The organism is Bifidobacterium saimiriisciurei, from assembly GCF_010667655.1.
Lineage (GTDB): Bacteria > Actinomycetota > Actinomycetes > Actinomycetales > Bifidobacteriaceae > Galliscardovia > Galliscardovia saimiriisciurei.
In genome coordinates this window covers 38,869-50,150 of sequence record NZ_WHZU01000009.1, presented here as the reverse complement: position 1 = coordinate 50,150, position 11,282 = coordinate 38,869, and the positions used below count along the sequence as shown (strand labels likewise).

Here is an 11,282-nt window from a genome sequence, read left to right as displayed (position 1 = left end):
TTTTCTCCTGACTGTCCGATTACCGTCTAGTATTTGCCCGAACCGCTGTCGTCCTTGCCGTCCTTGTCGTCGGCGGAGGGGAACGTCAGGCTGGGGATGTGGAAGTCGACGGAAGGAATGGAGCTGGTGTCCAGCAGCGACGAGAAATAGTCGCCGGCCTCGTCCCCCGAGAACGGGCTGTCGGAGGCATGGCCGCCGTCGGAGTCGCCCGTGCCGGCCGGTACGACGTCGTCATTCGTCGCGGTCTCGAAGGCGGATGCATCGGCGGTCGTGCGGGACGACGCGGAGGACCAGATCGACGGTTCCGCCGAATGCCGCGGCGCGGGCCGTCCGGCGACGGAATTCGCGATGCCGGTTTCCTTGGATACCGATTCCTTGGGCGCCTGGGCGTCCACCTTGTCGTCCGCGCCGAAATCGAATGCGTGGGACGTCGGCTCGTATGACGGGAATGTGGAATCGACGAGCGGGAAGGACGGCTCCTGTGCGGGCAGTGCGTCCGGAAGCGGGGGGATGGCCGTGGTCGGCATGTCGTTGGACGACGAGACCGGGTCCGTCGGGGCGACGGCCGAGGTGCCGTTCACCAGGCCGGCGAGCGAGCCGCTGACGGCGGCGGCGGGCGTGTCGGCGGCCGGAGTGGAGTCCGTCGTGCTGTTCACCAATGCGCTTTCCGCCTGTCGCAGGTCGTAGAAGGACGCGTCCCTCTCGGAACGGGCGTCGTCCTTGGTCGGCTTCTCGGCGACGGACTGCGCCGCGGCCGGCGCGGATTCGGCGGCCGGAGCCGGCGGCACGGCGTATCCGTAGCCCTCCTGTCCTGCACGCACATCGGCCTTGGCCGACGGAACCGCGCCGAACAGCGCCTGCGTCGGCTGGGACTGAGATGCCTGCGAGGCCTGCGGTTCGGCGTCCAACGGCTCCATGTCGTCCAAGTGCAGCGAGCCTTCCAGACGGGCGAAGGATTCCAGGCGGGACAGCACCTGCACGGCGCGGTTGAGGTAGGCGTCCACCTGGCGTTCGCTGTAGCCGCGCTTGCCCTTGCGCTGGGTGAAGATCACGTTCGACACCTTGACGGAGGTCAGTTCGGCCTCCGCCCTGGCCGCGACGTCGGACTGGTGCTGGCGGGTCTCGCCGAGCTCGTGGCGAATCTTCTCCACGAGCTGGTCCACGAGACGATCCACCTGCTTGCGGTCGTAGGAGGGGCGCTTGTCGGCCCCGGGGGCGAACCGCTCCTTCGCGGGTCTCTTGGCACGCGGATACAGGCTGTGCGCCAGCTGCTCGGTGGTCGCACGCCACGCGACCCGGCCCGTGGTGTTGACGTCCCACTGGGTCTGCTTGTCGACCACGGCCTTCTCCAGGCGATTCAGCGCCGCGTCGACCTGGGAGATCACGTAGCCGTCCTTCTCCAACGCGAAGGAGACGTTCTGGATGTCCTCCTGGGTCATCTTGGGTTCGGCATCCTCATACAGGGTATGGGCGCGCTCCAGGAACGAATCCACCTGCCCCACGTCATAGCCCCACTTACGCTTGCCTGCTCGTGCGATCGAAGCACCGTTACGGTCTGCAGCGCGCTGCTGTGCCATAGAACCGACCTCCTTGGCCGCGTGGATAAACAATTTCGACTACAGCCACCTTACGTGATTGCGCGGTCAAATGCGCGGGATCCGGCGCACGGAATCACGCGATTGCCACGATACCCGCACACATCCGACGCCGGGCGCGTATGCGGCCGGAAACCGGAACAGGGGCCGGAAAATCGCGACACGCGGATGCGTCACCGGCAGCGGATACGTTATTCTATTGGTTTGCGGGCGATTAGCTCAGTTGGTTAGAGCGCCACCTTTACACGGTGGATGTCGGGGGTTCGAATCCCTCATCGCCCACGATTCAGGACCGTTGGAATCCCAACGGTCCTTTTTCATTTCTCGACCGATTCACCATCACCGTCGCCCACCAAAAAACGTCCTTCCCGAATCGGGAAGGACGTCATACGTTTCGTATTGCCGTGCATTGCCGACGGCATCCATGCCGGTCGCCGGACTCGGCATCGAAAGACCGCCGCCATCGGCGGGACCGGTCGGCCGTCAGCGGCCCTTGCCGAAGGCGCGCAGGCGCACGGCGTTCCAGTCGCGGTTCAGCGTCTGGGGCGTCGCCGCGTTCATGCCGGAGGTCTTTGCCGCGTTCTCGATGGTCGTGGCGGCCGGTGCGCCCTCACGACCGGGCTTCGGGGTCAGCACCCAGAACGGGCCTCCCTCGTCGAGCACATCGACGGCATCCATGATGGTGTCGGACAACGCATCCTCGTCGTCGCCGTCGCGCCACCACACGATGACGCCGTCGACGGCGGAATCGTAATCCTCGTCCACGAGATCCTCCCCCGTGACGGATTCGATGCCCTCGCGGATGGAGTCATCCACGTCGTCGTCCCATAGCCATTCCTGGATGATATCGCCGGAATGGAATCCAAAAACATCAGACTCTTGTCTAGTAGTTTCAGCCACGGAAATAGCATAACAACACTTGCGGAACAACGGCCGCACCGAAACCGCGTTTTTTCATCGCGGCGGCGCGGCGACCCCCATGCGCGCGGAGGTCAGGCGGCGCAGTGCGGCAGGGAATCACCCTTGCCCTGGCCGATGGCGACGAGCGCCTTGTACGCCTCGGCGAGCGTGCCGACCTTCACGTCGCGAAGACCTGCGGGAACATGGCCGGCCACTTCGGAGCAGTTGGCCGCGGGGGCCAGGAACCACGTGGCGCCGTCACGTTTGGCTCCCAGCATCTTGAGCCGTATGCCGCCGATGGCCCCCACCGTGCCGTCGGACTCCATGGTCCCCGTGCCGGCGATGGTCCGGCCGCCGGTCTCGTCGACCTTGGTGAGCTTGTCGATGACGCCCAGCGAGTACATCATGCCAGCGGACGGGCCGCCGATCTTGTCCACGTGCATGGAAACCTTCACATTCGAGGTGTCCACCCCTTGAGACGACAGGTAGCGCAACGCCTGGCGGGAGGCCGAGTCCTGCGCGCCGCTCATCTCCTTCTTCGTGGTCTTCTGATAGTCCTGCGAGCTCTGTCCGGGCGGAATGACGGCCTCCCTGGGCAATACGCCGGCATGGGGGTTCGCCCATGCGAACAGCACCTCGGCGTTCGTGGCCGGCCAATCTATGCCGTAGCTGTTCACCGTGGTCAGCAGCAGGCGGCCGGAGTCCCGATACGTCTTCGCGCCGCTTATCTCGATCATCGCCACATCGGCGCCATCGCCATCGGACCGCACCGTGCCGAGCACGTCCCTCGTGGGGCCGGGACCCTCGGTGACGAACCCGCTGGGCATGCACAGCAGGATCACACACAGCAGCGCGCCGAACAGGCCCAAGCAATGACGCAGCCCACGCGCACGGAAATACCGCGCGACGCGGGAGGGAATGGAGCTGAGCGCGAACTTGGCGCGTTTGTTGTGCATGATCGGCATACCTCCCATAGTATGGATGCAACAGACTTCATACAATGAGGTCGATACGGACGTTCATGCGCTAGCGATAGATGGTGAAGGTATGGAAGACAACGAACTGCATCAGTGGCTTATCGATTCCTTTGGCCCGGTTCAGGGGGAAATGGCATGGAGGCAATTCTCGTCCCTGCCTGACTCGATTCGCGACCAGATCATGAGCCAGGGCGTGGAGGGGCTTCCCAAGCCCTCCGAGGTCCGCTCCCTTGCGGAAGCGCTGACCGCAGGCGGGCTCAACACCGCCGGCGACGTGCACCGCACCATCGAGGAGGGCCCGATCAACGTCAAGCTCGCCCAGTCCATCGCGTTGAACAAGACGCGCGACGCGGGCGCGGCCTCCACCGTAAGCGCCGAGGACGGCGCCGCCGCCCGCGCATCGCTCAGCGAGGCGAACCTGTGGCTCGACACCGTGACCGAATTCGATCCCGTCAAGGGCCAGGCCGATGTGCTGACGCGCGCCGAATGGGTGGAGCGCACGCTGCCGTCGTGGGCGTCGTTCGCCGGACCGGTCGCCGAATCCATGAACGACGCGCTGGCGTCGGTGCTCTCCGAACGTCTCGGCGGCTCGCTGGGTGGCGAGGTCTCCGGCATGTTCGCCGGCCCCGTGCCGATTCCGATTCCCGACGACCTCAAGGACCCGGCCATGCTGATGAAGCTGCTGGGCAACACCTCGTTCGCCATGCAGCTGGGCAGCGCTGCCGGCGACCTCTCCAGCGAGGTCCACGGCAGCTTCGACCAGGGCATCGCATTGCTGAAGAACCCGGCGGGGGCACTCATCCCCGAAAACATCAACGCCTATGCCAAGGAGCTGGAGATCGACAAGGGCGAGGTGATGGGCTTCCTGGCGCTGCACGAGGTGGCGCACGCCCGTCTGTACGCCGGGGTGCCGTGGCTGATGCCGAGGTTCGAGGCGCTGATCGGCAAGTACGCGCGCGGCATCAACATCGACCTCGACGCCATGGAGGAGCAGCTTCGCGAGGCCGAGATGATGAACCCCGAGTCCATCGCCGGCGCGGTGAATCTCAACAAGGTCGGCATCAACGATTCGCCGGAGCAGCGTGAGGCGCTCAGCAGCCTCGAAACCCTGCTGGCCCTGGTGGAGGGCTGGGTCGACTGCGTGGTGTGGCGCGCCGGCATGGCGCACCTTCCGCATATCGAGCAGCTGCGTGAGATGATGCGCCGCGAGCGCGCGGTCGGCGGTCCGGCGGAACGGACCTTCGAGTCGCTGCTCGGACTGAAGCTGCGCCCGAAGCGTCTGCGCGAGGCCGCCGACCTGTGGGAGGCCATCACCGTGGCCGAAGGGCCGCAGGAGCGCGACGGCAAGTGGGGACACCCCGATCTGCTGCCGACGCTGGCCGACGGCGACAATGCCGGCGGCGAATCGCCGGACGAAGCCGGTCCTGCAGCCGCACAGGCCGAGTCCTCCACGACTTCGGTGGATTGGGACGCCGAGCTCAGCAAGCTGCTGGACGAGCACAACGAAGACGATAACGGCGACGACGGCAACGACGAAGCCGGCACGGACCCTGACCGGAAATAGCGGTAGTCCTAGGGCCTAGGATCTTCGTTCTCCCCTTCGAATTCCAATCCTCTGCACCGCCCGCCCCGATCGGGGCGGGCGAATGGCGTCAACGCAGGAATCTGCTGGGCGAACGCCGTTGCATGCTCATGGCGTCCTTTCTTGTGGCGAACGACAGGTCCACGGTGTCCTCGCCGCGGGTGACGCCCACATACAGCAGTCGTCGCTCCTCTTCAAGCACATCCCCCGGCGCCGGCGAGCCGAACGGAATGAGCCCCTCCGAGCATCCGATGAGGAACACATGCTTCCACTCCAGGCCCTTGGCGGCGTGAATCGTGGAGATGCTCACCGCGCCGGTCTGGCCTGCGGCGAGGTCGATGGCCGCGGCCTTCGCCGCCGCACCCGAGGAGTCGATGAGCGTGGCTTCGCTCTGCCCGTATTCCGTACGCACACGGGAGCGAATCCGCAACTGGTTCAGTGCGGCACGCACCATCGCACCCTGTGCGTTGATGCGCATCAACACCGCTATGTCGTTGGGGCTCACGCCGTCCGTCACCAGACGTGCGATGCGCCTGGCGACCCCTTGGGCCTCCTGTTCGTCGGTGGCGTACGACGTGCATTGGACGCGCCGGCCCGCATCCCTCCCCGAACGCAGCACCAGATAATCCGCGGCGTACGGCGAGGCGGCAAGAATCCTGTTCGCGTAATGCACCACCTGCGGCGTGGAACGGTAGTCGGTCTCCAACCGGATATCCGCGCGCATGGCGTGGAACTCCTCGGGAAAATGCAGCAGATAATGGCTCGTCGCGCCGGCGAACGAGTAGATGGTCTGCGCCGGGTCGCCCACCACGCATACGGAGTCCCGACCGCCCAGCCACAGCCGCATCAGCCGGTGCTGCAGCGGGGAGACGTCCTGATACTCGTCGACGGTGATCCACCGCACGCGCGACCGAATCGTCGCCGCGGCCTCCTCGAACCGTTCCATCACATGGCAGGCCATCAGCAGGATGTCGTTGAAGTCCATCCGGTTCCGGTTCGTCTTCTCCTGCTCGTAGGCGTCGATGACGTCCGCCATCTGGTCGGGAGTAAGGTCGGCGGGCGGCTGACGATGCGTCGCCGCGCACACACGCGCGTAATCCGCCGGAGCGATCAGCGACACCTTCGTCCAGTTGATCTCGGCCAGCAGCGCCCTGAGCGCGACACCGTCGACGTCACGTCCGACGACCCGTGCGAACGCCTTCTCGGCAAGCAGCCGCGGCTCCTCGACGATGGAGGGAAAGTACGCCTCGCTGAGCTCGGGCCATACCTGCCGCAGCTGATGCAGGGCAGCCGAATGGAACGTCGCGGCCTTCACCTGCGGCACCCCCAGTGCGGAAAGGCGCGCACGCATCTCCGCAGCCGCCTTCACCGAGAACGTCACGGCCAGCGTGGCGGACGGATTCCACGCCCCCGATTCGCAGGCATAGGCGATGCGATGCGTGATGGTGCGGGTCTTGCCGGCGCCCGCACCCGCCATGATGCGCACAGGGCCGTCCACCGCCTGCGCCGCCGCCGTCTGGCTGTCGTCCAGACCTTCGAGGATTTCCTGAGCTTTTGACTTCACACGCCCATTCTCTCAGGTGTTATGAACGGTTTGAAAGCGGAAGTGCATTAGAGTGGAATGCGTGAGTGAACGTTCAGTATTTACTTTGGCGGCCCTGGCATCCGCCGCCATGCCGAATCTTGCCGTGGCCAGTACTCGCGAGTCCGAACAGTACATGCTGTCGGGCGCCAACGGCATCGACGTGGCCGTGGTCACCGACACCACCGGCCGTGAATTCGACGTCAATGTCTCCGACACGCCGAAGGGCAAGAAGCAGCTGCTGGGCCGGGCGAATTCCTCGGCCGCGCTGCTGCGTGCCAAGGAGCCCGCAGGACTCGGCTTCGCATTGGAACGCACCGTCGCCTTCCAATCCGGCGAACATGCCAAGGCGCCCACCGGCACGACCGCCGTGCTCATCACCGTCCACAACGACGGTCTCGCCACGCCGCTCGACCAGCTCACGGAGAGCCAGTGCGTCTCCGTCGGCACGGCCATCGGCGCCATCCATCGTCTGCGCCCGGCGTTCCTGGAAAAGGAGGGATACCCTTCGTATACCGCCGCGCAGATCCGCCAGCAGCTTGTGGCCTGGATCGCCCGGCTGAAGGAGTCCGGCCATGTGCCCGACGAGATCACCGACAGCTGGGAGCACATCGTCGACACCGAGGGTCTGTGGTCGTTCCACACCTGCCCGGTGCACGGTGGATTCGAGGACGGCGACATGCTGTTCTCCAGCACAGGCCTCAACGCCATCTACCACTGGAACAACATGCAGGTCAACGACCCCGCCCGCGATCTGGCCTGGATCTTCGCCAAGCTGGACGCCAAGCGCCGCAACAGCGTGTTGTCCGCCTACGCTCGCCTCATCGGTTCGCGGCTCGATGATCTCATCATGCTGCGCGCCAGCCTGTGGCTGCAGATGGAGCAGGTCGGCGAGTTCATCCAGGCGCTCGACCGCGCGGACAACGACAAGATCATCGAATTCAAGGCGCATGTGGAACGGCTGGCCCATCAGCTGTCGGTCCGCACCGCCAAGGCGGCAGCCCCACGCTCCGAGGCGGCCGATGGCAAGCGCCCCTCCACCATCACCGTCGGCACGCTGCTGGAGAAGGACGACGACGGGGACTCCCGCAGGCCGGATGCCACGACCGCCCATGCCGCCGCGCCACGCAGGAATCCCGCACCCATGCGCGGCCATGCGACGCCGGATGCGATTCGCTCCACGACGGCGACGACCCGGCCCGCCGACTCCGTCGGCACCGGACCGGAATCCCGGACCGCCGTCGTGCAGACGCCGGATGCCAACAGCGACAACACCGCCACGGTGTCGCTGCCGGCACTGCGTCCCGAGGACTTCGACGACCCAAAGGCCGGGAGGCCGGATGACGGCAAGGCCGGGAATACCGACGAGACCAAAGACGCCGACCCGTCGTCCGACACCGCGGCCACCGGAGCCGTCACCATCGGCGGCAAACCCAGCGAATACATCTCGCTGGTCGATGAGAACAAGACCGACAAGGCCCATGCCCCGACCGACGCCACGGATCCCGAACCCGAATCCGAGTCCGACGCCAAGAGCGAAGAGCCGGCCGAAACGTCCGGTGACGACGACAAGACTCGCTAAAATCCAGTAATAGTGTTCGACCGACTCCCAAGGAGGAATCATGGATGTTGAAATCGGTATTCAGAATGTGGCACGTCCGGTGAGCTTCGTCACCGACAAGTCGGCCGACGAAATCAGCGGTGCCATCGCGACCGCGGTCGCCGACGGCACCGTCGTCGACGTGACCGACACCAAGGGCCGTCGCATCGTCGTCCCCGGCAAGGTCATCGGATACGCCATCGTCGGCTCCGATACCACGCATCCCGTTGGTTTCGGTGCTCTGAACTAGCACCTCCACCAACAGGATGCCGTGCGCGGCCTTGGCGGCCGCTCCCATCGCCTACGGAGATGAAAATACAGAGGCGGAGACCATATCGGTCTCCGCCTCTTTACTATGCGGTATCGCTACCGCAGAATGTCGATTGCGCCGCGCTCGGCGATCATCTCGACGGTGGCGTCGTCGGTGACGTTCTCCCCCATCACGTTCGGCTTGCCGTCGCCGTGCCAGTCGGAACCTCCCGTGGCCAGCAGATGCAGATCGGAGGCCAGATGCAGCAGCCGTTCGCGCTGCTCGGGGGAATTGTCGCGATGGAAGACCTCGAGGCCATCCAGACCGGCCTCGGCGAGACTCGCGATATGCTCGTCGGTGAGAATGCGCTTGTTTCGCGAAGTGGCGGCGGGATGGGCGATGATGGCCACGCCGCCCGCGTGCTTGACGGCCTTCACCACGGTTTCGGCGGACGGCGAGACTATCGGCACATAATACGGTCCGTTCTTGTTGATGGTGCCGGCGAACGCCGCCGAACGATTGGGGAAGAACCCCAGGGCGACCATGGCGTCGGCGATGTGCGGTCGGCCGATCGTCGTGCGCTCCCCCTCCTTCACCTGACTGACGACGTCGTCCCAGGTAATGGGGAAATCGGCGGAGAGGTTCTCCACCATCTTCTTCATGCGTCGGACGCGATTGACCCGCGTGGTCTCGAACAGTTCGCGCAATACGTCGTCGTCGGGCGAATACAGCAGACCGAGCATGTGCACGCAGATGCCGTCGACGTCGGCGGTGATCTCCGTGCCCCTGACCAGCGGCACGCCATATTCACGGCTCGCCTCCTCGGCTTCGGCCCATCCCTCCCACGTATCGTGGTCGGTAATGCCCACGCCGTGCAATCCACGCCTGCGCGCCTCGAGAATCAGGCCCTCCGGGGTCTCCGTGCCATCGGAATACGCGCTGTGGCAGTGCAGGTCCCATCCGGCAGTCAGTTCATTTCGTGCAGTCATATCACTATCGTAAGCTGATTTGCGCAATGAACCATGCCGATACCGGCAAATTATAATGAGCCATGTTTGGGGGGATGCAAAATGGACAACGCCGATTATCAGGGAACACCCCGTGGATGGCGCCATGGCGCCGCATGGACATACGCCATCATGCTGCTGACGTCTATCGTTGCGTTGGGAGTGTCGTTCGTGTTGTCGGCGGAGACGCTGCAGCTGGCACGCAATCCGGAAAGCAAGCTCGACTGCGATGTGAACGCCGTGGTCTCCTGCTCCACGGTGGCGCAGAGCTGGCAGGCGGAGATCATCCATTTCGGCGATCTGAGCTATCCGAACGCGTTCTTCGGCATCGCCGCCGAGGCGGTGTTCGTCACTGTGGCCGTCATCGGCCTGGCCCGGGTGGCCGTGCCGCGGTGGTTCGCCGCATGCACATGGCTGGGCGGTCTCGCCGCCCTGGCTTATGCCTACTGGCTGTTCACGCAGTCGGTGTTCGTCATCCATGCGCTGTGCCCGTGGTGCCTGGTGCTGATGTTCTCCACGACCGTGCAGTTCATGGCGTTGTCGCATGCGAGCATCCAGGTGCAGGACCTGCCGCGACTCGACGGACGGTTCGGTGGACTCCGTCGTGGATTGGATACGTACTACCGTCTGAACGCCGACCTGATGATCGACGTCGTGTGGATTCTCGTCCTCGTCACCATCATCATGCTCAACGAAGGGGCCTCGCTGCTCTGACGGACCGATGCCGACGCCTGCTTCGCCTTGAATACGATGGGGCCGTTCCCTTCCTCCGGGAACGACCCCATCCTCGTTTGCGATCGGGGAACCTTACAGCAGCTCCACCCTGCCGACGATGGCGGCGTCGCCGGTGAGTTCCACATGGACGTCGTCCACATGCACCATGAGCGTGCCGCCGCGCACGGTGATGGCCCAGTCGTCGACGCCGGTCAGCTTGCGCAGCGTGACGGCGGTGGCGCACAGGCCGGTGCCGCAGGAGAACGTCTCGCCGCAGCCCCGTTCGTTCACGCGCATGAACGCCACACCATGGTTCGTTTCGCGGTCGATGGCGTCCACGCGCACGAACTCGGCGTTCTGGTCGGACTCCAGCACGGGGGCGACGACCGGCTTGGTCACAAGGTCAAGGTCCGCGACGGCCGGCAGCGCGGCGTCGTCGGCCAGACCGTTGCCGCTGCGGTCCTCCACGACGGCGACCACATGCGGGTTGCCCATGTCGACGAACGTGCCGCGGGCCGAACCGTCGGTGCCGGGGATCGTCACCTCGAACGTCTTCGCCTCGTCGGACTTCCACGCGCCCATGTCGATACGGAACACGTTACGCCCCAGCCCTTCGACCTCGCCCAGCGAGGTGAGCGTCTTTACGCCGGCGCGCGTGCCCAGCCGGAACGGCTCGCCGCCCGGGCCGGCCGCATAGCCCATCATCTGTGCGAACAACGCGGTCACGCGCGTGCCGTTGCCGCACATCTCGGCCAGCGATCCGTCGGCGTTGCGGTAGTCCATGAACCATTCGACGTCCGCCTGCTCGAACGCGGCGACCTGGTCGGCGTCAAGGTCCGAGACGTGCCGCGGATGCGTCAGGCGCAGCAGGCCGTCGCCGCCGATGCCGAAGTGACGGTCGTCGAGGAACCGGATCTCGTCCCCGGTCGGCTCGTATTCGCCGTTCGGGTCGGCATACACCACGAAGTCGTTGCCGGTGCCATGCCCTTTGTAAACAGTCTGGGGAATGCTCATGAAACCCAAGACTATGGCAGCGAAACGACTAATCTTGTAGACGATTGTCTCGCTGACCGCA

Annotated in this window: 10 protein-coding genes and 1 tRNA gene; 5 read left to right on the top strand and 6 right to left on the bottom strand. The window is 65.2% G+C overall.

Going from position 1 to position 11,282, the window contains the following annotated elements:
• Positions 1–26: 26 nt before the first annotated feature.
• The gene (locus GFD18_RS11100) at positions 27–1,577 is read right to left on the bottom strand and encodes a DivIVA domain-containing protein (RefSeq protein WP_204313981.1); all 1,551 of its coding nucleotides are present in this window, start codon (positions 1,575–1,577) and stop codon (positions 27–29) included.
• Positions 1,578–1,803: 226 nt separating this feature from the next.
• Here GFD18_RS11100 and GFD18_RS06615 point away from each other — a divergent pair.
• Positions 1,804–1,877: transfer RNA gene (locus tag GFD18_RS06615), tRNA-Val, on the top strand.
• 201 nt (positions 1,878–2,078) lie between these two features.
• Here GFD18_RS06615 and GFD18_RS06610 read toward each other — a convergent pair.
• Complete coding sequence (locus GFD18_RS06610; RefSeq protein ID WP_100509830.1) at positions 2,079–2,495, bottom strand: DUF3052 domain-containing protein; 417 nt, start codon at positions 2,493–2,495, stop codon at positions 2,079–2,081.
• A gap of 92 nt (positions 2,496–2,587) precedes the next feature.
• The gene (locus GFD18_RS06605) at positions 2,588–3,469 is read right to left on the bottom strand and encodes a YlbL family protein (protein ID WP_404801617.1); all 882 of its coding nucleotides are present in this window, start codon (positions 3,467–3,469) and stop codon (positions 2,588–2,590) included.
• 73 nt (positions 3,470–3,542) lie between these two features.
• On the opposite strand from GFD18_RS06605, the gene GFD18_RS06600 reads away from it, so the two are divergent.
• Positions 3,543–5,036: a zinc-dependent metalloprotease gene (locus GFD18_RS06600; RefSeq protein ID WP_163199563.1), complete on the top strand. Its 1,494-nt coding sequence runs from the start codon at positions 3,543–3,545 to the stop codon at positions 5,034–5,036.
• Between the two features lie 88 nt (positions 5,037–5,124).
• On the opposite strand, the gene GFD18_RS06595 is transcribed toward GFD18_RS06600, so the two are convergent.
• The gene (locus tag GFD18_RS06595; protein WP_163199561.1) at positions 5,125–6,618 is read right to left on the bottom strand and encodes an ATP-dependent helicase; all 1,494 of its coding nucleotides are present in this window, start codon (positions 6,616–6,618) and stop codon (positions 5,125–5,127) included.
• Between the two features lie 61 nt (positions 6,619–6,679).
• Here GFD18_RS06595 and GFD18_RS06590 point away from each other — a divergent pair, with 61 nt between their 5' ends.
• Together GFD18_RS06590 and GFD18_RS06585 are read left to right on the top strand one after the other, a co-directional pair.
• Positions 6,680–8,218 (top strand): phosphotransferase, encoded by a 1,539-nt coding sequence (locus GFD18_RS06590; RefSeq protein WP_318644404.1) that lies wholly within the window; start codon positions 6,680–6,682, stop codon positions 8,216–8,218.
• Positions 8,219–8,258: 40 nt separating this feature from the next.
• Positions 8,259–8,486 (top strand): DUF3107 domain-containing protein, encoded by a 228-nt coding sequence (locus GFD18_RS06585; RefSeq protein ID WP_163199559.1) that lies wholly within the window; start codon positions 8,259–8,261, stop codon positions 8,484–8,486.
• Positions 8,487–8,602: 116 nt separating this feature from the next.
• On the opposite strand, the gene GFD18_RS06580 is transcribed toward GFD18_RS06585, so the two are convergent.
• Complete coding sequence (locus GFD18_RS06580) at positions 8,603–9,475, bottom strand: PHP domain-containing protein (RefSeq protein ID WP_163199557.1); 873 nt, start codon at positions 9,473–9,475, stop codon at positions 8,603–8,605.
• 81 nt (positions 9,476–9,556) lie between these two features.
• Here GFD18_RS06580 and GFD18_RS06575 point away from each other — a divergent pair, with 81 nt between their 5' ends.
• Positions 9,557–10,207 carry a vitamin K epoxide reductase family protein gene (locus GFD18_RS06575; protein ID WP_163199555.1) on the top strand — a complete coding sequence of 217 codons (651 nt, stop codon included), beginning with the start codon at positions 9,557–9,559 and terminating at the stop codon, positions 10,205–10,207.
• Positions 10,208–10,300: 93 nt separating this feature from the next.
• On the opposite strand, the gene dapF is transcribed toward GFD18_RS06575, so the two are convergent.
• Complete coding sequence (gene dapF, locus GFD18_RS06570) at positions 10,301–11,221, bottom strand: diaminopimelate epimerase (protein WP_163199553.1); 921 nt, start codon at positions 11,219–11,221, stop codon at positions 10,301–10,303.
• Positions 11,222–11,282: the final 61 nt, after the last annotated feature.

Coding starts and splice junctions, on each gene's coding strand:
- GFD18_RS11100 (WP_204313981.1), bottom strand. CDS start 1,577: ATGGCACAGCAGCGCGCTGCAGACCGTAACGGTGCTTCGATCGCACGA.
- GFD18_RS06605 (WP_404801617.1), bottom strand. CDS start 3,469: ATGGGAGGTATGCCGATCATGCACAACAAACGCGCCAAGTTCGCGCTC.
- GFD18_RS06600 (WP_163199563.1), top strand. CDS start 3,543: ATGGAAGACAACGAACTGCATCAGTGGCTTATCGATTCCTTTGGCCCG.
- GFD18_RS06585 (WP_163199559.1), top strand. CDS start 8,259: ATGGATGTTGAAATCGGTATTCAGAATGTGGCACGTCCGGTGAGCTTC.
- GFD18_RS06580 (WP_163199557.1), bottom strand. CDS start 9,475: ATGACTGCACGAAATGAACTGACTGCCGGATGGGACCTGCACTGCCAC.
- GFD18_RS06575 (WP_163199555.1), top strand. CDS start 9,557: ATGGACAACGCCGATTATCAGGGAACACCCCGTGGATGGCGCCATGGC.
- dapF (WP_163199553.1), bottom strand. CDS start 11,221: ATGAGCATTCCCCAGACTGTTTACAAAGGGCATGGCACCGGCAACGAC.